This is a genomic window from Salinibacter sp. 10B (assembly GCF_002954405.1).
In the GTDB taxonomy this organism is placed as follows: Bacteria; Bacteroidota; Rhodothermia; order Rhodothermales; family Salinibacteraceae; genus Salinibacter.
This window is the reverse complement of sequence record NZ_MQWC01000005.1, coordinates 1-18198: the sequence shown is the minus strand read 5'-3', so window position 1 is coordinate 18198 and position 18198 is coordinate 1. Positions and strand designations below refer to the sequence as shown.

Genomic DNA, 18198 nt, shown 5'->3' with positions numbered 1-18198 from the left:
GAACGATTGGAGATCGAAGGAGGAAAAGATGCGGAGAGCAACCTAGCGTCCATCTTCAGAAACGCGTGTCGCCCACTCCTCGAAGGCGGTAAGATATTTCCCCAAAAAGGACCGCGTTTTCTCGTCGGTGAGGCGCCCCTCCTCGTCGAACTTCTCGTGGGCACGGGCCACCAGGATTTCGGGCTGCGGCATGCAGTAGGAGTTGGTGAATTCGAACGCCTGTCGGAGCTGGCTCTGCCCACGCGCCGAGCCCGTCATGCCGGGTGAGGCCCCGATGATCCCCACCGGCTTTCCGTCGAGGGGGGAGTCCTTCGGGGGGCGCGACGCCCAGTCGACGGCGTTTTTGGTAACGGCAGGCACCCCGTGGTTGTATTCCGGGGTGGCAATGAGCACCGCATCGGCCGTCCGAATGCCATCCTTGAGGGCCGTCACGCGATCGGGATCGCCTTTGGCTTCAAGGTCGGCGTTGTAGAGCGGCACGCCGGTGAGGTCAAAGATCTCAATCGTCACCCCCTCAGGGGCTTCTTCCTGTGCAGCGCGAAGCAGGGCCCGATTGTAGGAGCCCTCGCGAAGACTGCCGGCGAATGCAAAGACGTGGGTCGTAGGCATCGGATATTGTGTTCTTGTGGAGAAGAAGAGGAACGGGAAACGTGTGCGTCACGCCGGAGTGGGCTCCCCCTCCAGTGCGTCGCGGTCCCAAGCCCCGAGGTCAGCAGCCGCCGCGTAGGTACTCTGGAGAAAGTCCAGCAGGAAGGCGTCCGGATCGTCCGCGGTGCGCACGGCCTCGTACGGAAGAACGTACTCGCCCATCTCGTCGAGGTAGTATGCCGCGTTTGGCTGCACGTCCCGCTCGCGGTAGCCATCCGGTTCGGGGTAGACGTAGGAGTAGAAGGCCGCCTCGCCCAGCCCCGTCCCCGGCCAGAAGCCTGCGCTGGAAAGCTCCTTCGAGTAGGCTTCCTCCATTACCCAGTCGGCGCAGTTGGGCACGCCGCCCGGATGCCGCGGCGCGTCCCGCCCGGAGAAGCGGGTCACGGCCAGATCGAACGCGCCCCAGAAGAAGTGGACCGGGCTCACCTTGCCGATGAACCGAGCGCGAAAGTCTTTGAACACGCGGTCGGCTTGCACGAGCGCGCGCCAGAAGCGGTGCACGGCGTCGGCCTCGTAGCTCGCGTGCGACTCGTCCTCGGGGAACGGCTGAATGGGGTCGGGGACCTCCACCGGCTTCGGATAGATTTCTACCTCGATGCCGAGATCCCCGAGCGCCCGCATCGTTCTCTCGTAGAAGTCCGCCACCGACATCGGCTTCAGGTCGAAGGTGCGCTCTTGTCCTGGCGAGGTGTGAATGCGCAGCGCGTGATCGACGAAATCGAAATCGATGGCAAAGGTGCTCTTCTCGTACGGAATGGGAGAGGTGGTAAGCCCCCGCGTCGTGACGTAGAGCACCGAGCCCCACGAGTGGTTGATCCACGGGGCCTGCTCCAGCCGAATCTTGCCGACGATCTGCGTCCACATGTGGACGGTCTCTAAGGTGTCCTGCCAATCGTCGAGTGGCGGTAGCTCCGGCCAGGGAGCGAAGCGGTCCTGCGAAGTGGTTTGCATGGTCCGAGTTGTCGCGTATTTGGGAGTCGAATCGGAATGGGCCGTCGGTTATGCCTGCAGCTGAGGCGTGTCGAGCGGCGGGAGGTTTGCTTCGATCTCCTCGCGCTGATCCTCCATCGACGGCGGCAGCACGAGCGAGGTGCCCAGATTTTCCCGGTCCTCGTCCACCGTAAAGCCCGGCCCGTCGGTCGCCAATTCAAAGAGGACGCCCCCTGGCTCGCGGAAGTAGACCGACTTGAACCAGTGCCGGTCGATCTGTGGCGAGGGCTGGAGGCCAACTCGCCCGATGAAGTCACGCAGCTCCAGTTCTTCCTCCGAATCGCGCATCCGCCAGGCCGCGTGGTGCACCGCGCCGGTCCCGCCAACCCGATTGCTCGTTCGGGGATGCTGGTCCACCACCTTCACCTCGGCAAGCGTTCCAGAGCCGCTGTCCTCCACGCCGTAGCGGTGCCAGTCGTCGTCCTCGCCGATCTTTTCAAAACCCATCACCTCAGTTAAGAGCGTCTCGGTCGGCCCCAATTCATGCTCCCAGAGCCGCACCGCATGCATGCCGCGCACCTGATGCTCCGCCGGCACCGGACTGTGCGTCCAGGGCTCAAATTCCCGGTCATCGTCAGTCTCAACGAGGGCCAGCCGCAGGCCGTGCGGATCTTCGAACGGCAGTGTCCGCTCGCCGAAGCGCATTTCTTCGTCCTGAATCGTCACGTCGTTCTCCGTAAGCCGCTCCTGCCAGTAAGCGAGGCTGCCCTGCGGTACGGCGAAGGGAACCTCCACGATCTGACCAGCGCGGGGGCGGGCCTTCGGGAGGTCCGGCCACGGAAAGAACGTGAGGTCCGTGCCCGGCGACCCGACGCCGTCGGCGTAGAAGAGGTGATAGGTATCCGGTGCATCCTGGTTCACGCTCTTCTTGACCAGACGCATGCCCAGCACGCGGGTGTAGAAGTCGACGTTCTCCTGCGGGTCGCCCGCTATGGCCGTAACGTGGTGTAGGCCGTGGACGGTGGGTCGGGGTTCTGCCGTGTTCATGATCTGTTGCTGGGTTGGGACGGGGAAAGCGACGAATTCGTCAGTCGGAAGAAGACGCCGTATCGAACTCGTTTGCGCAGCGGCCCACACGACGGAGTGCCGATGCTGTCTTGCGCTTCTCCTCCAGGCTGAGCTCTGCCATAAGGTCGTCGAGGAGCGCAGCGTGCTCGGAGAATGCGGCTTCGATTTTCGCTCGACCTTCTGAGGTCAGCTCTGCGAGCTTCACGCGACGATCTTCCTCCGATTGGCGCCGCCAAAGGAGGCCGCGGTCCTCAAGCTTGTCAATAACATAGGTGATGCTACTGCTGGCAAGGAGCACTCGGTCTGCAATCTCGCTGTGGGTGAGCGGTCCCTTGTGGAGGAGCGCTTCGAGCACCCCAAACTCCGTCAGGGTGAGGTCATGCGCCTCCACCTGACGACGCAGGTGCTCGTGGATGCTGCCGGCGGTGCGGTTCATCGCAATCCATAAGTGAAGCGCTGCGCGCGTATTCCTGTTCACAGCTTACAACTTAAGATAACTTCGGATTCCAACTATTCGAATTCGAAGTTTATAACCACACCCTTTCCCCCTGTTCCCAAGACATCTGCGCTCCCGTTACTGCAGGGTCGGAGGGAATCCCCCACTTCGATCTTGCGAAGATGCAGCCGTCTCCCGTCAACGGCACCCGCGTATGTGGACATCGAGGTGCACTGCGCAGAGCCAGGGACACTCTTATGCGTATCTCACTCGCAGATGAATCCCAATGAGGCATAACGGTAACATTCAGTCGCGACGGGCTTCAAGACGTATGGAGAGAATCAGGAAGACACCAATCTTCGAAAACGGCAACAGCTCGTCGTCGGCTCCAATAGGGGTTATTCTGCACCTCTTCGCCTCTGAATGGCGACTGAAAGCTTACTCTTCTCTTCCCTCGTCGGAACGTTCCAATTTACGCAGCCGCTCGTTTACAGCCTCCGCCCGGCTCGGGTCAAGCGCCCGGAATCGCCGGTAGGCACTGATCGCGGCAGCAGTCTGTCCAAGGAGTTCGTAGTTGTGTGCAAGACTGGAATAGACCCTCCAGGACTCCGGGAAAAGCTCCACGGCGAGCCGGTTGTAGCGGAGCGCGTCTTCCGGGTCATCTCTCGCTTCGAGCGTGTCGGCCCGCGCTGTCAGTGCAGTGGTGATCCAGCTATCGAGCTTGAAGCCCGATGATCGGGCCCTGCGCAGCCGGTTGGCGGCCTGTTCGTACCGACCGGCTCGGAGATCCTCCGTTGGGAGCGTAAAGGTTGAGTCGACTGGCGTGAGCACGTAGGTCGTGTCTTTCCAAGCCAGAGTCAGTTCATTCGAGCCAGATCGGCGCCTCACGCGGACGTCCGCAATGTCAGTGGCGAGATGAGTCGAAGAAAGCGGGTATAGGTCCGACTCCATGAAGGGGTGGAGGCCGGACGCCAACCGTCCTCGATCGACGACGACTTGAAGCCCATCGCCGGTGTTGGTGACCTGCGCCCGGTGAATTGGCGAAAGACGGTAGGTGCCCGTGAAGGACGCTCGCTCTGATTCGGTCAGCGAGACCAATTCGTGCGGGGCCGGCTCGTGCCGCCGCAGGGCGATCATTGCCGAGTCTGTGTCCGAAAAGTGCTGATCAGAGGTGAACGGCACCGGAATCTCGGGGACAAGCTGCGTGCGCGGATCATCCGGCAGGCTGGCCTGCCAGTACCGATACGACACGTTGCCGACGAGCTTCGAGTTGGGGAGCACAAACGGCACGGTGTCGCCCCACATGTTCGGCGCGAAAGCTCCCGGTTCGCCGACGAAAATCGTCTTCGTCCGACGCTCCAGTTCCAGCGCAAGCGTTCCGGCTGCGGAGAAGGTCATGCGACTAAGGAGGGTGTAGAGCGCCCCGGGCCGGTCGATCTTGGGATGGCTGCCAAGCAGATCGACGATTGGCTCAACCAGGTCGTGGTTCCCCCCACCATTGTTGCGCAGGTCAAGAGCGACCTTGTCAAGCGGGCGCGTGTCGGCGATCACGCGCATGCTGTCGGCGAGATCTGCGATGGTCCACTCCGAAGACGCGTTTCGGACGCGGTTGAACTGCACGTAAAGCAGATCGGTCGAGTCGCGGTAGGAAAGCCAGTAGTTGCGCTCTCGCGGATGGGCGTTCGCGGGAGACCATTCCCCCTTCACCGGCTCTTGCAGACCTTTCTCGTAGAGCACAGTCGAGAGGGACCAGGCTCCCTTCGGCTCAAAGCCCCGAGTCACCTGGCGCCCGCTCGGTGTCTGCATCCGGACGGGGATCTCATCGGTTTGCTCGACGACGCCGACCGCCCGAAGGGGCTCCGCAAACGACGTGATGCCCCAGGGTGCAAGAGTCGCGGCGACCGAGTCAGCGGGGGTCTCTCCAATGGCCAGCACCTCGTTCCCGATGAGGGTTTCTTCCTCCGCATGGACGATGTAGTAGCCGTCGTCAAACTCAAAGATACGCATCGGCAGAAGTCTCCAGCTGATGGGCCGCTGGATAAACGGCAGGGTGGTATGCCGGGTGCCGGGAGTCGAAAGGTCCAGCAGGCGAGCCACCGACAGGACCCGCTCCGCACGGGTCTGCGTCGGCACGAGGCGCTTCAGCGAGTCGACTTGCCGGGCCAACCGGCGCAAACCGTAGGCATCCTCGAAATAGATGAGCCGCTGCTGGAGAATCTGTTCGAGCGAGTCAAGATCCGCCCGCCACTCGGCGTCCGGGAGCGAGCGGGGCACCTCCTGATCGCCGATGATTTGCTCGGTCGAGGGACTAAATTGACTGTAAAGGAAGTGAAGGCCGCTGATGTGCCACCAGAGCCCGAGGCCCAGCACGGCGAGAAGAAGGATGCCGCCAATAACCTTGAGTGCAGTTCGTATCATCGGGGAGTCCTCAGCTCAAATCGAGGGTTCTCTGGCACGGGGCGGTGCAGCATAACCGAGGACGCTCACCTGACCGGAGTGATGTAATAAGTCTGACCTAACCCATACCGCCTGAATGACTTCTTTCGACCACGTTTCAATTCGCTCGTGTCGTCACCTCCGCTTTGCAGAAGCGAATTGCCCTATGAACAGCACACGGAAACGGCACCAACCCGGGTTCAGGTGTAGTGGACAGGTTATGCCGCAAATATTCGGAAAACCTTGAGTCCCCCTTTGGATTCTTACTCAAAGCCCGTACGTGAGAATTGCTTCAAACATGAGTGCATGTAGTTGGCGGTTATAGGGCGTATCCAGTGCTTCCTCTGGCTCTTCTAGAAAGGACGCCTTGTAACCGAACGAAACCCCAATGTCGACCGAGGGACTAACGCTCAGCGTGGGGGTGAGTGCTACCCACGTAGAAATGCTGTTGGTTCCCATAGCGTCTTCTGAGGCTTGGAAGCTGAATCGGGTATATCCAATCCCGGCTTCCGGAATCACACTCAAAGAGCGCGTCATCGAAATATAGTATCCAAATCCTGCTCTAACCGAATATAGATTTGCTGTCACATCAGTACGGTCTAAGTTGAGTCGTCCGTATCTTACAGCAGGGCGAAACATTAACTGCTGTGAGAGGGGGTAGTTGTAGATAAGGTCGCCTCCCACAACCCCGTCATACTCAGATAGGAATGTATCTCCAATAGTCAACGGATAACCAGCTTTCAGTGTCAGACTCTTTTTTTGAGCTGCGGTGTCCCCAGATGTAGCAAGAAAAAGTATTGTCAATATTGTGATTAAGTGGGTGGCCCTCTTTAAGACTAGATCCAATCTAAAGGACTGGCTCATGGCAGCTAATGTATTTGGTGCATCTATTGAACCCTCATTGAAAGGCCGCTCACAGCAGAGGAGAGGTAATGCCTCATGTGCGGCATAACGATAGAACTCTGCCGCGATGGGCAGGAAAAGCTATGAATCGAGCAGCCGAGACGCTATCGATGGAATCTGGCCGCAGCCCGTCGTCGGCTGCAATGAATGGTTATGCACGAGTATCTGACAATTGAGTCTGAACTGCTTTACCTCCAGTCTTGACCAAGATGTTATGCCGCCACTTGTAGTCGTTGCTTGTCCCGGAGTCGTTCACCCGATTTAGAATTGTGTGACGGCAGGTACACGGTCGGCTCAGAGCGTGCTCAAGAATCCCACAAACAAAATTCCAGCTCCTCCGATCTCAGCTATGATCAGCGCCACCATAAACGTGATAATCACCCAGTTAGGAAGTGTGAATGCCCCCAGCGTATGAGGCTTTTTGAACTGATTATCGGTGTCTTTCAGAACGCCATGAATCACATACGTCGAAATCGCCAGAGCGAAAAACACAATGGGCCCTGCTGCCGACCAGAACGTCACCGTCTCGGAATAGGGACTTAGCTCTACAAATTTGGCCAGAACCAGCGTGGCAAAACTGTACATCAGCGAGGATCGATGTGCAATATTTACATAGACCGGTGCTTGTGCTTCCTTCGATGAATGGATGTGGTAGTACTTCCAAACGCCGGTGATTAAACCGGTGAGAAAGAAAATCCCACAAGCGGTGTACGTAAATAGCAGTGATGGAGGCATAGGGGGATTCGAGTCCATAGATTGATATATAGGGGAACGGATAGAGTCCCCCTGCGCCCCGCACGGGAATCCCCCGCCGGGATAGATTGTCCACGCTCTTGATGGTGAGCTCCCCCTATACCAGACCGAGCTCTACGGCGGCGTCCGGGGCACCGTACGCAGACGACGCGAGAAACGAGACTGCTGGAAACCGACGTCCGCCCGCTATTTTCAGCCCCCCCTCCTTGTCAGACCGCGTTATTGAGTGCTCCGAACCGGCGATATGTTACGTTGCCCCACGGCATAAGGGACTCGTTCACCTGACCCGGACGGAAAGACATACGATCTCAACTGATACCCGTCCTACGTACGCCGGAGTTTCCATCTGCTCGCGTCGTCACTCTCGGTCAACGAAGCCGAGCTGCTCTACCGTAGCCGCATGAAAGCGGCAGCAGCCCGGGTTCAGGTGTAGTGGTCGTGTTCACTGTACGTGACAAAAGTGGGACGGATCTAAACACGTGAATGGGACCGACGTCCGGCGATACAGATCGTGACGACCAAGCCGCGATCTGTGCCACGCGCCAGTCCCGTTGATCATGCGATACGTAGCCTCAATCACGAACGTTCTCTCCAATCACCTTGGGTAGTACCGAGCCCGGCTCAAGTTCATGGCGCGATTCACCTCGGCACTGCTTCAGTTGACGACGACAGACCTGTGGAAGATTGCCCTGGCCCTGAAAGCCGGTGTTCATCAGAAGTCGAATTATCGTCGTATCCAACGGTTTTTGGCGGAGTACGATGTTGAACAGCACTGGGAGGCCTAATGGTGCACTTACTTCCGCAGGCCCCGCCGTACGTAGTCGTAATTGACCGTACGGAGTGGCTTTTCGGGGAGACACCGGTCAATGTGCTTACGGTTGGAGTCGGGCACGATGGAATGACGGTTCCGGTCGGATCGGCGGATTGGAGACAGTGAGGAAGGTCCTGCACTCCCGGCACGGATGTTTGCTCGCCTACTCAGCCCTGGATCAAAGCGGATCTTGGAAGGAAAGCGCTATCTGTTCGGCGAGGAAGACTCCCCGGTTCCAGTCCGAGTTGTGATGCGGCATGTCGGCTCCAGCGACGCGGATGCTACTTTTTTTGATTCTGGGACATGGGGACTCGATCTCGATGGAGCAACCGATCTTTACCGGCGCCGTTGGGAAATCGAGTCGATGTTTGCCGCCCTCAAGTCACGCGGGTTCGACTTGGAAGCAACCAACCTGACCGAGCCGAACCGAATCGAGCGACTGATCGGTCTTCTAGCGCTGGCATTCAGCTGGACGCGACTTGTTGGAAACCGGCGCGCTCGGCGTGAAGGACCTCCCGCGACCAAGACACACGGACGCAGGGAGAGAAGTCTATTCCGATATGGGCTGGACCGGCTTCAGAACATTCTGACAACCCCAGAGCCACAGCCACAGGCATTCTTCGATTGCCTGCGGGTTCTTCGAAGTCCGACTGCGTTTTTGTTATGTACTTAGGGTCGTGTTATGGAGCGCACGGATCAGAATTACAGAAATTCGACGTGATCCTCCACCTCTTCTGCTTCCATTTCCTCCGCGATTACCGTAAGACCGCGAACCAGTTCTCCGATCGACCGACTCTGTGGCGCAAAGGCGACGCCCGCGTGCTCCTCGGTTTGGTCAGCCAGCCGAAGGAAGTCGTCATCGTAGGTCACGAGTACTCTTCCTTCCTCGTAGGCGTATGCGAAGTGCTCTCTGTCGCTGGCTCCCAGCATCCCAGCTCCGCTCAGCGTGAGAACGTCAATCCCCCGATTTCGAGGCCCTGTCGCTACCGCCTCTGCAATGTGCTCGTCCAGATAGTATCGAACGGCAGCCATTACTTCTTCCCCTGAAGCTTCTTCTCAAGCTTCGACGGCGTCTTGCGCCGCATCTCTTCGACGAAGGCTTTTCCCTCCCGAATGGACTGGTCGATCTCCTCGCGATGAGCGAAGTAGAAGGCAAGGGCCGCGTAGATATCGGCCAGCTCCAAATCGTACTCGGAGGCGATTTCATCGGCGCTCCAACCGAGGCGATCGTGCCAGATGGCGATGTTTTGGACCGTAATGCGGTGCCCTGCAATGCGCGGCTTTCCGCCACAGATGTCCGGTGTCCGGACGATCCGCTGATCGAGAGACTTCGTAGCCATGAGAGTGGAGGGTTTCCGCTTGGGATTGATCTTGTATCAACTGAGACGAGCAGAAGCAGTTGCACAGCGCGCCATAACGTGGACGCTCACCTGACCCGGGCAAGCAACCGTTCAGCTGTAACCGGTGCCATTCGAACTGTAATGTACGACGAGGTGTCCATTCGTTTGCATCGTCACTCTCGGCCAGCAGAGGCGACCTGTTCTACCTGGGCTGTCTGAAAATGGCAACAGCCCAGGTTCAGGTGTAGTGATCGTGTTATGGCGCTCCTATTGATCGCCAATCTCTACGATTTCCTCTTCTCCTTCAAGCATATCGACGGCCGAAGGAAGCGTCTGATTGAGACTTTGACGCATCCGTCTATTGGACGTATTCCCGCAGGTGACCCAAATCACCTTCGGAGGCGGGCCAAGTCGATCAAGCAGGTTCAGAAAATCACTGTTCTTGGTCATCACTATGACCTCCGCCTTTCTCGCTGCCCGATAGATCTCTTCGTCCCCGGCATCCCGCAGTCCGACAGCGCGGACAGACTGTGCTTCGATCTCCTCGTACTTGCGGTTGGTCCACGCCGCCAGGGCGGGAGAAAGCTGCGCGTCAATCCAAACCTCGGTCATGCCGCTAAAACGGGATGATCAATCCGACGACTAGCGTAGCGAAGCGATGCCTCAATATCCTCTTCTTCCAGGTCGGGCATCTCTTCCAGAATCTGCTCATGCGAAAGACCTGCCGCCAGTAAGTCCAGCACATCAATGACGCGGATTCGCATCCCCCGAATACAGGGTCGCCCTCCGCACTGATCTGGATCAATCGTGATTCGTTCTTTCCAATCCATGGTTCGGCGAAATTAATGGATTTACGGTTTATCAATCAACGGACCAAGAGCGGGAATGCTTCCGGAGCGCGATAACGTGGAAGCTGAGGTGCGGAGGGCGGGAAACCGTCAACAGAAGTGCAAGACGAGAAAAATAAAAACGACGGACGGAGTTTCCATTCTCCGACCTTGCCACTTGCAACCAGCAGAGTTGAACCCGCCTAACTGACCTCGATCGATGACGGCAGGAGTCCTCCGTCACCTCTAGCGGGCGTGTTATGCGGCCACGACTACCCCACTCAGTCTCTCTTGTCTTTTCCAATCCATTCCGCGAGACGCCTCCGAATCCGCTGCATCCGACGAGAACTGATCCTCCCAATTCTTCCCTCAAGGATTTTTTCCCTCCACAACCGCCAGTCGGCTGATTCGAGCGACACTCGTCTTCTTAAGCCCCGATTGCTGAAAGTCACCGTCCCCTTCCTCAATCAACTCGTCGAATCCCTCGATCTGCTGGTGGAGCTGCGAAGAGATCATGCAGATCAGCCAGTCGTCGTACGGACCAGGAGCTTTGCTTATCAGCAGAGCCGGGCGAAGCTTGCCCTCCGCCAAACCCGTACGGGGAAACCGAAACAGAACGATCTCACCAGGTTCTTTCACGACGAATAGGAATTATCTCAACACGAACCAGCCATCTTGAGAAACCATCCGAGATCCCTCAGAAAAGTATGGTTTGTGGATCTGGAGGACAGAGACAAAGGGGGGGCGAACGTGCTGATATCTTTTGAGATAATTCCTCAGAACCGCTCTTCGAGATCTCCTTCTGTATACTCAGGCTCCGTCTCTTCCTCGATTCCCCGCATTGCAGAAGCTAGAGAAAACTGCGTCCATTGCTGGTCCTCTTCGCGAGCCTGCACGCGCTCCGTTTTTGTGAGTAGATATTCTACAAAGTCAAGTACCTCAGCCTGCGTTTGCTCCGGAAGACGCTGAACCTGCTTGTTGATTCTCTCGGCAACATTCATGGTCCGAGCGGAGGATATGGGAGTATTTGAATTCAATAGTCCTTACGCCGACGTGAACTTCGGTTCAGGACACTTCCTGTAGGCCGCATAACGAGGAAATTCAGCCGCGACGGGCCCCGAAACGGATGAACAGAGCACTGGAACCGCCAATGTTAAAAAATGGCATCGGCCCGTCGTCGGCTGCAATGTGGGTTATGCTGCGTCCTCCTTTTCGAGAATGGCACCGATCTCCTCTCTCAATACTGGAGCCTTTTCGGTTGCCACCTCCCAAACGATCTCGTAGTCCACACCGAAGTAGCCATGAATCAACTGATCACGCATTCCTGCCATCGCTCGCCAATCGACCTCCGGGTACCGATCTCGGATATCCGTTGGGAGGTTCTTTGTAGCCTCTCCGATCACCTCAATGCTCCGCACAAATGCTCGCTTTAGGGTCTCGTCGTCGGCGAACTCGGCCCAGCTGACCTCGCGACTGGTTTCCGCTAAATAATGTGCTTCGTCCTCGATGTGACGAAGATACTCAGTCTCCGACCTCGACATATTCGACGTTCTGCAGGATGTGTGGACCGATGTGAGGACTGAGTGCCTCGGGCGTCACCAACTCGACTGGACGTTCAAACTCTTCTTCCAGAAGAAAAGAGACGGCCATAAAGTTGTCGAACGACTTTTCTCCCTGTACAAACTCGACTAGGAGATCGACATCACTCTCAGCACTGGGCTCGTCTCGTTGAAACGATCCAAACAAGCCAACGCGCTGAACGCCGAGCCGACGTAGATCGTCTCTGTGGTGTCGCAGACGCTCTAGTAAGTCTTTTCGGGTCTGAACTGTAGCCATAGTATTCTAAAAACCGCCAGCAACCGCGGATGTTGCTGCGGAGCATAACGTGGTAGCTGAGGTGCGGAGGGCGGGAAAACCTCAACCGGAGCGTTCAAAGACAGAAAAAACGGCGCCGGACGAAGTCATCAGCCGTCTGCATTGCCACTTCTGATTATCAAAGGCACCCCCATCCAACAGACCTCGACCCATGACGGCACGAGCCCTCCGTCAGCTCTAGCGGGGGTTATGGCGTCACAGACACAACCCTTCCTGCTTCCAACTCCTGTAGGGCCGACTCAATACGCGGGACAAGGGGAAGAAGCGTCTCATACTCGTTGTCCGGAGCTACGATTGTCACAACCCCCAGCGAACGGTCCTGAATGTTCTGCTGATACTCGATTCCCTGATCCATCGTCAGAAGTGCGTCGAACTCCCCGTCCGCCCGGCTCAGGAGTTCCCCATTGGTGACGCCCGCCCATCCGCGATCAGGAACAGTCACCACCTCGATCCCTCGCTCCTTCAACCGCCACTGCAACTTCCGAGGAATGTTCTCATCGAGAAGGACGTTCATGCCGGTGCGGAACGGTCTTCGCGCAGGAGTTCGGTCTCAGCAAGGTCTAAAAATGCCTCCGCCTGCTCCCGACGCACGGAGGGAAAGTCATCCAGAAATTCCTCCAGGCGCTTCCCATGCTTCAGATGCTGAACGAGGGAGTCAACCGGCACGCGCGTACCCACGAAGACGGGCGTTCCCCCGAGAATTTCCGGGTCGCGATGGAAGATTTGCTCGCGTTCCATAGCTATCCCACGTGTTTTTGGATCAAAGCCGTGGAAATGAGACGCTCATCCAACCCCAGATGATTCAGGGAGTAGGTTCGGGCACCATAACGAACCAACTCAGCCGCGCTGCTCTTCTCATCTTCTGAGAACGGCACCGAGACACTATTGAGGGAAGATAGCATCTGCCCAGCGTCGGCTGCAGTGATGGTTATACCCACGTTCCATCTTTCGTCTGGGTGCGATCCGGGCTAACGTTCGAAAACCGCAACCCCGCTCTTGAAGTCTACTGTCACGGCGTCGAAGTATTTGAGGGCTGCCCCACCCATTGCAGCCTGGGCTCCGTTGTATCGGTCAAATTCCATTGCAGCCTCGTTGAGCCAAACTGGGCCGATCTCGTGGCCTCCCACCTTCATTTCCGGGACTCTGATCAAATCGTAATCGCCGTCGGTTCCGCTTCCGCCTTCAATGCGTTCCCATTCCGGGTGCTCGTCACGCCACTCCCGATATAGATCCGGGCCGAGATGGAATCCTGCCCGGACTGTTGATCCACTATCCCCAACCTTCCGACTGGCCGATTCGGTTAGCACAACGGTCGCCCCCGTGTCGAGCAGGACTGTTACTGTGTCGCCTGCCACCACGATCGGCAGCGTCATGAGGCCACTAGCCGGCGCGCCGCGTTCGCCATGGACAGGAGTTAGCTCTACCCGGTGTTCTGGACAACCCTCAGGGAGCGCTCCGTCCTCCTTCCAGACAAGCTGCTGAGCCGCGTAATCAAATCGCCAGGTGCGTGTGGCAAACCACGAATTTCCCAGGACACCTCCATCCACACCGCGGTAAAGCGCTTCGATGTACTTCCGTCCGTGCCGATAATTCCACTCCATCGGCACTGAAACGTAGTGACTGTTCTGGTAGACCGGAGGCGGAAGACGAGTCTCCTCCCGAAAGTTTGGGGACTCAATCACGCTAAATTCCTCAGAGACTCCGGAATATGCTCCTTTCGTCTCATAATTCACCTCCGAAAGCCCGAGTTCTCGCGCCTTCTCCTCGAAGATCCAGGTGAAGTTTCCTCCTGTGTCTGCAATAAAGCTGAGGGTATCCCCTGCCGGGGACACAGGTGTCACTAAAAAGCGATGGGCATCATACCGTATGGGCATCTCAACCGGCTGTTTTAGAGTCGGTCTCGGTCCGTCTTCCAGGACATCGCAACTGGTGGTTACGAATGTGACAGTGAGCGCCACAAGAATAAGCCTGACGACGCGGATCATGATCGGAGTAGGTATAACGGACAAACTTAGCTTGCGAGGGGCCGGGAAGACATCAGGAAATCGGCTCATCGGCAACCGAAGCGGATGGTAAAAAATTTCTCTTAGTCTGCTTGTTTGCTTTCGATTAACGAGGACTAACTGCTCTATAAATTCGCCCGAAACTGGCACTGGCCCCTCGTCATCTACAGTGATTTGTTATGCGTACAACATTCATCACAATCAGAATCTGTCATAATAAATATGCATCTCTAAATTTCTGTTCTGCATTTGGGTTTTTGCCCCATATATTTTGAAACGTGATAGACGAATCAAAACTTATGCTTGATTTATGCTTTTCTAGCATCGATTTGCATTCGCCAGGCCCCAATACTCCTCCTCCCTCTTCTTTTAAATCAAAGCTTTTACCGCTTGTTTTGGACATTATATCTTTAGTTCTTTTGGTTAATTCTGAATCAAGTAACTCTTCTTGAAAATCTGTCTCTTGGTCGGAGTTGTCAGATCCGAAAATTTGATCAGTTTCTTCCTTTGCAAGTTGTAAAGAGAGGCCAGGAAGGGCAGAAATGAACCAGAAAGGAAGCCGGACATGCTCATGCTCAGAGGCCTCCCATACAAAATCCTCGATGGATTTGCTCACGTTCTTGTCGATTGTAAAAAAACCATCAGAATAACCCCCAGATGCCAAATAACGTGCATTCTCAAAAAATCTCTGTGGGTATACCATAAACTCCACAAGCCAGTCCTCTATTACTCTTATTTTAAATTTGCTTGCCCTATCATTATCTCCTCTAATTTTATTAGCAATATTTTCCCATCTCAACGAATATATCTTTTTCCTGCTCAGGCTTTCCTCTATAATAAAGTCTTTTTTGGTTCCCCAATTATTTGATCTGTTATTATCTGCATACTTGTATAAATATTCTTTGCAAAGACTTTTATATAATTTTTGAAGGTTCTCATCTCTTCTGTCTGTGTTCAACTCGAACTCTATTGTTTCTCCATCTATATGAGTTGAGGAAAATTTAACAGCAGCTTCTTCAGTACTGGAAGGTTCCATCTTAATTTCCGAAACTGTGTTCTCCTCTTTCTTCTCAAGTTCGATTATTTTATTATATGATGATACAATTCGGAATCCTGATTCCTTAAAGAAAGACACCTGCTTGTCATAAATTTTCTCGACACCGCCAAACTTCCGAGCTATTTCGACTCCTTCTGATGCATCTCTGTACTTTTTGACAGTAGGCTCGACAGTTCTTTTGTAAAGCCAGTACAACACGCCCCCCCAGAATATCAAATTTATTAAAACGACAAACGCCATCATAACTGACTATAAGATTAACTGATCTAAGAAATTCGTAGTACTGGCTATCTACCGGTAAACTTCAGCGGTCACGCCGTCGATGCGTCGGGTACGCATAACGAGAACGCTCACCTGACCCGGGCACGGGAAAAGGTTTGCTCTAATCTACCCCGATAGAACGACTATGTCCGATCAGTTTTCCATCCGTTCGCGTAGTCACTTCCGCTCGGCAAAAGCGAACCGCATTAGCGACAGCGCAAGGGAAACGGCAACAGCCCGGGTTCAGGTGCAGCAGTCGTGTTATGTGCCCAGTCTATCGTGTCACAGGTCTACTCGAATCCAACCCTGTCTCGAATCCACTTGGTGAGTTGCTCCAGAACCTCCGGCGCGATGGTCGTCTCAATCTCTGCCGTCTCGCTGGCCCGTTCTGTTTTCGTCGGTTGCATCCGGTGGTTTAGCCCCTCCAGTACGCGAACCGACACGCGGTTAGACCGGCTGTCCGCAAGCGCAGCACGCATCGGGGCCGCGTTTTGCTGAGGGGGCACCAGCAGGTCTTCCCCTCCAAACAACACCAGGATTGGCACCTCAACCTGTCGGAGCGCGGGTCGCGGATCATAGCGGGCAAAATCCCGAAACCACGGAGAAGTGTTGGCCTCGACCTTCAATTGGAGCCGATCGTTTTGGGCGCCACCATTCCTAAAAATCGGCCGGAGCTGCGACGCCACGTCCGCAGAATCTCGGTCGGAACGAAGAATCTCGAAGATCCATCGCGACTGCTTGCGGATGGAATCGACTTCAGCTGGCGAAGCGCCCGCGACATCAGCGATCCGCGCCCTCTGCTGTGAGAGTACTTGGTGGCCGGGCAGGCTCAGTGGGGCGAGCAGCGCGAGGAATGCCGCGTCCTGGAATTGGTCGTGGATCCAGGGAGCGATCATCCCACCCATGCTGTGCCCGACTAGTCCGACGCTCCCTGCCTCTATACTCGGCCGCTCCTTCAGGAAGCGGAGAGCAGACGCTGCGTCACGGGCAAGATCTTCAAGACTCGCCCCCGACAGGCGTCCCTCCGATTCATCCACACCGCGCAGGTCGTAGCGCAGGACGGCAATTCCGTGGCGGGTCAGGTGGTCGGCCAGAACCAGGAAGAATTTATGACCTCGATAGGCGTAGTCCCGTCCGTTGTCCCCCGATCCCTGGAGCAGCACCACGGCGGGGTGGGGGCCTTCCTTGTCCGGCATAGAGAGGGTTCCCGCGAGCGTCACGCCGTCGGACTCGCTTTTGAACGTGACCTCTTCAGTACGATAGGGGTAGGGTTTCTCGGGATGCTGGGGACGAGACGAAGTCGTAGGGGCGCTCTCATCGGCAGCGGCCTCCTCGACAGGCGTCAGGGTGAGGGTCGCCGAGCGTTCCCCCTGGCTCCACCTGCCCTTTATGACCCGCTGTTTCACCAACAGGACGCCCCGAAACTGAACACTCATCCGATCGGACTCAAGGAAAAGGCTATCCCCGCGGAGACGAGTCTTGGAAAAAGGGGTCCCCTTTTTCTCAGCATTGCCAGCCAGGAAAGCGACCAGCGACCCGTTGGCAGCACGCTCAAGGCGGATCACGGGGCGGAAGTATGATTCCTCGGCCGACCATTCGCCAACGATCGTCGTATCAGAACTCGTCTCCTGCGCGGGTGCAGGAAGGGCAGTTGTGGGGAATAGACCGGTGAGGCAAAGAAGGACCCGAAACGAAAATAGGGAAGAAGTTCGCATCGCGCTGCGCCGAATGTTGTACCTTGTCGCTACAGACCGACGAGAAGTCCGGTCAGAATAATCGCCACCATGAAGAGAAACGCCGCAACGTACGTCCAGGCGGTCGCCTGCACAAGCCCACCACTGCCAAACGTCAATTCGCTTTGCTCCTCCTGGACGGATTCGGAAGGCATCTCCGTGGTGACCCCGTACTCCGGGGAAACCTCCGTCTTTTCTTCGAGAACGTGGTGAGCCCGGTCTGCCTCTCCCTCTAAGACACGAAGCTTCACCCCTTCGGTGAGTTGGAACGGAGGGTGGACATCGTCGGCCACGATGAAGGCGTCAATCTCACGTTCGGCCAACCGGGCCTTGGCGACCTCCGCGTCTTGACGGTTCGAGTAGGTCGCTAGAATTGTGGTTTCCTCAGCGGACAGATTTTGAAGCATCGTACCATGATCCGATGCGAGAGGAATCGGAGGTGGGTGCACATAACGAGGAAATTCAGCCGCGACGGGCCCCGAAACGGATGAACAGAGCACTGGAACCGCCAATGTTAAAAAATGGCATCGGCCCGTCGTCGGCTGCAATGTGGGTTATGCTGCGTCCTCCTTTTCGAGAATGGCACCGATCTCCTCTCTCAATACTGGAGCCTTTTCGGTTGCCACCTCCCAAACGATCTCGTAGTCCACACCGAAGTAGCCATGAATCAACTGATCACGCATTCCTGCCATCGCTCGCCAATCGACCTCCGGGTACCGATCTCGGATATCCGTTGGGAGGTTCTTTGTAGCCTCTCCGATCACCTCAATGCTCCGCACAAATGCTCGCTTTAGGGTCTCGTCGTCGGCGAACTCGGCCCAGCTGACCTCGCGACTGGTTTCCGCTAAATAATGTGCTTCGTCCTCGATGTGACGAAGATACTCAGTCTCCGACCTCGACATATTCGACGTTCTGCAGGATGTGTGGACCGATGTGAGGACTGAGTGCCTCGGGCGTCACCAACTCGACTGGACGTTCAAACTCTTCTTCCAGAAGAAAAGAGACGGCCATAAAGTTGTCGAACGACTTTTCTCCCTGTACAAACTCGACTAGGAGATCGACATCACTCTCAGCACTGGGCTCGTCTCGTTGAAACGATCCAAACAAGCCAACGCGC

At 56.3% G+C, this 18198-nt stretch carries 25 protein-coding genes; 2 read left to right on the top strand and 23 right to left on the bottom strand.

The window, feature by feature from the left end; genetic code table 11:
• Positions 1 to 42: 42 nt before the first annotated feature.
• From BSZ35_RS17740 to BSZ35_RS17710, 7 genes are all read right to left on the bottom strand, one after another.
• Entirely contained in the window at positions 43 to 609 is a 567-nt protein-coding gene (locus tag BSZ35_RS17740; RefSeq protein ID WP_105013940.1) for an NAD(P)H-dependent oxidoreductase, read from the bottom strand.
• A 48-nt stretch (positions 610 to 657) separates the two neighbouring features.
• Positions 658 to 1599 (bottom strand): DUF5996 family protein, encoded by a 942-nt coding sequence (locus BSZ35_RS17735; protein WP_105013939.1) that lies wholly within the window; start codon positions 1597 to 1599, stop codon positions 658 to 660.
• 48 nt (positions 1600 to 1647) lie between these two features.
• On the bottom strand, positions 1648 to 2625 hold the full coding sequence (locus BSZ35_RS17730) for a ring-cleaving dioxygenase (protein WP_105013938.1): 978 nt from the start codon (positions 2623 to 2625) through the stop codon (positions 1648 to 1650).
• A gap of 40 nt (positions 2626 to 2665) precedes the next feature.
• The gene (locus BSZ35_RS17725; protein ID WP_105013937.1) at positions 2666 to 3082 is read right to left on the bottom strand and encodes a MarR family transcriptional regulator; all 417 of its coding nucleotides are present in this window, start codon (positions 3080 to 3082) and stop codon (positions 2666 to 2668) included.
• Positions 3083 to 3520: 438 nt separating this feature from the next.
• Positions 3521 to 5500 (bottom strand): hypothetical protein, encoded by a 1980-nt coding sequence (locus BSZ35_RS17720; protein ID WP_105013936.1) that lies wholly within the window; start codon positions 5498 to 5500, stop codon positions 3521 to 3523.
• A 285-nt stretch (positions 5501 to 5785) separates the two neighbouring features.
• Positions 5786 to 6055 carry a hypothetical protein gene (locus tag BSZ35_RS17715; protein ID WP_105013935.1) on the bottom strand — a complete coding sequence of 90 codons (270 nt, stop codon included), beginning with the start codon at positions 6053 to 6055 and terminating at the stop codon, positions 5786 to 5788.
• Positions 6056 to 6715: 660 nt separating this feature from the next.
• Positions 6716 to 7156, bottom strand: coding sequence for a hypothetical protein (locus BSZ35_RS17710; RefSeq protein ID WP_105013934.1), 441 nt, complete (start codon positions 7154 to 7156; stop codon positions 6716 to 6718).
• 647 nt (positions 7157 to 7803) lie between these two features.
• Here BSZ35_RS17710 and BSZ35_RS19625 point away from each other — a divergent pair.
• Both BSZ35_RS19625 and BSZ35_RS20245 read left to right on the top strand, forming a co-directional pair.
• Positions 7804 to 7959, top strand: coding sequence for a hypothetical protein (locus BSZ35_RS19625; protein WP_181149423.1), 156 nt, complete (start codon positions 7804 to 7806; stop codon positions 7957 to 7959).
• A 177-nt stretch (positions 7960 to 8136) separates the two neighbouring features.
• The gene (locus tag BSZ35_RS20245) at positions 8137 to 8658 is read left to right on the top strand and encodes a transposase (protein ID WP_105013933.1); all 522 of its coding nucleotides are present in this window, start codon (positions 8137 to 8139) and stop codon (positions 8656 to 8658) included.
• A gap of 29 nt (positions 8659 to 8687) precedes the next feature.
• Here the strand turns inward: BSZ35_RS20245 and BSZ35_RS17700 are convergent, their stop codons facing one another.
• From BSZ35_RS17700 to BSZ35_RS17625, 16 genes are all read right to left on the bottom strand, one after another.
• Positions 8688 to 9017, bottom strand: a complete 330-nt coding sequence (locus BSZ35_RS17700) for a DUF5615 family PIN-like protein (protein ID WP_105013932.1) — start codon at positions 9015 to 9017, stop codon at positions 8688 to 8690.
• Complete coding sequence (locus BSZ35_RS17695) at positions 9017 to 9325, bottom strand: DUF433 domain-containing protein (RefSeq protein WP_105013931.1); 309 nt, start codon at positions 9323 to 9325, stop codon at positions 9017 to 9019. Before BSZ35_RS17695 ends, BSZ35_RS17700 begins: the two co-directional genes overlap by 1 nt.
• 267 nt (positions 9326 to 9592) lie before the next feature.
• Entirely contained in the window at positions 9593 to 9937 is a 345-nt protein-coding gene (locus BSZ35_RS17690) for a DUF5615 family PIN-like protein (protein ID WP_105013930.1), read from the bottom strand.
• Positions 9934 to 10155 carry a DUF433 domain-containing protein gene (locus tag BSZ35_RS17685; protein ID WP_103038199.1) on the bottom strand — a complete coding sequence of 74 codons (222 nt, stop codon included), beginning with the start codon at positions 10153 to 10155 and terminating at the stop codon, positions 9934 to 9936. The genes BSZ35_RS17690 and BSZ35_RS17685 overlap by 4 nt, the downstream gene beginning before the upstream one ends.
• 366 nt (positions 10156 to 10521) lie before the next feature.
• Positions 10522 to 10791 (bottom strand): type II toxin-antitoxin system PemK/MazF family toxin, encoded by a 270-nt coding sequence (locus BSZ35_RS17680; RefSeq protein WP_219846693.1) that lies wholly within the window; start codon positions 10789 to 10791, stop codon positions 10522 to 10524.
• A 137-nt stretch (positions 10792 to 10928) separates the two neighbouring features.
• The gene (locus BSZ35_RS17675; protein ID WP_105013929.1) at positions 10929 to 11153 is read right to left on the bottom strand and encodes a DUF2281 domain-containing protein; all 225 of its coding nucleotides are present in this window, start codon (positions 11151 to 11153) and stop codon (positions 10929 to 10931) included.
• A 192-nt stretch (positions 11154 to 11345) separates the two neighbouring features.
• Positions 11346 to 11693 carry a DUF86 domain-containing protein gene (locus tag BSZ35_RS17670; RefSeq protein WP_105013921.1) on the bottom strand — a complete coding sequence of 116 codons (348 nt, stop codon included), beginning with the start codon at positions 11691 to 11693 and terminating at the stop codon, positions 11346 to 11348.
• On the bottom strand, positions 11674 to 11988 hold the full coding sequence (locus BSZ35_RS17665; protein WP_105013928.1) for a nucleotidyltransferase family protein: 315 nt from the start codon (positions 11986 to 11988) through the stop codon (positions 11674 to 11676). Before BSZ35_RS17665 ends, BSZ35_RS17670 begins: the two co-directional genes overlap by 20 nt.
• Before the next feature lie 226 nt (positions 11989 to 12214).
• A complete protein-coding gene (locus tag BSZ35_RS17660; protein ID WP_105013927.1) occupies positions 12215 to 12541 on the bottom strand; it encodes a DUF5615 family PIN-like protein in 327 nt (108 codons plus the stop codon).
• Positions 12538 to 12765 (bottom strand): DUF433 domain-containing protein, encoded by a 228-nt coding sequence (locus BSZ35_RS17655; protein ID WP_105013926.1) that lies wholly within the window; start codon positions 12763 to 12765, stop codon positions 12538 to 12540. Before BSZ35_RS17655 ends, BSZ35_RS17660 begins: the two co-directional genes overlap by 4 nt.
• A 230-nt stretch (positions 12766 to 12995) precedes the next feature.
• The gene (locus BSZ35_RS17650) at positions 12996 to 13901 is read right to left on the bottom strand and encodes a hypothetical protein (RefSeq protein ID WP_146110156.1); all 906 of its coding nucleotides are present in this window, start codon (positions 13899 to 13901) and stop codon (positions 12996 to 12998) included.
• 340 nt (positions 13902 to 14241) lie between these two features.
• Entirely contained in the window at positions 14242 to 15330 is a 1089-nt protein-coding gene (locus tag BSZ35_RS17645; protein ID WP_105013924.1) for a hypothetical protein, read from the bottom strand.
• Positions 15331 to 15638: 308 nt separating this feature from the next.
• Positions 15639 to 17063, bottom strand: a complete 1425-nt coding sequence (locus BSZ35_RS17640; RefSeq protein ID WP_105013923.1) for an alpha/beta fold hydrolase — start codon at positions 17061 to 17063, stop codon at positions 15639 to 15641.
• Between the two features lie 29 nt (positions 17064 to 17092).
• Positions 17093 to 17488, bottom strand: a complete 396-nt coding sequence (locus BSZ35_RS17635) for a hypothetical protein (RefSeq protein ID WP_105013922.1) — start codon at positions 17486 to 17488, stop codon at positions 17093 to 17095.
• A gap of 147 nt (positions 17489 to 17635) precedes the next feature.
• Positions 17636 to 17983 (bottom strand): DUF86 domain-containing protein, encoded by a 348-nt coding sequence (locus tag BSZ35_RS17630; RefSeq protein ID WP_105013921.1) that lies wholly within the window; start codon positions 17981 to 17983, stop codon positions 17636 to 17638.
• On the bottom strand, positions 17964 to 18198 hold a 235-nt coding region (locus BSZ35_RS17625), incomplete at its 5' end, for a nucleotidyltransferase domain-containing protein (RefSeq protein WP_181149421.1). The genes BSZ35_RS17625 and BSZ35_RS17630, both read right to left, overlap by 20 nt.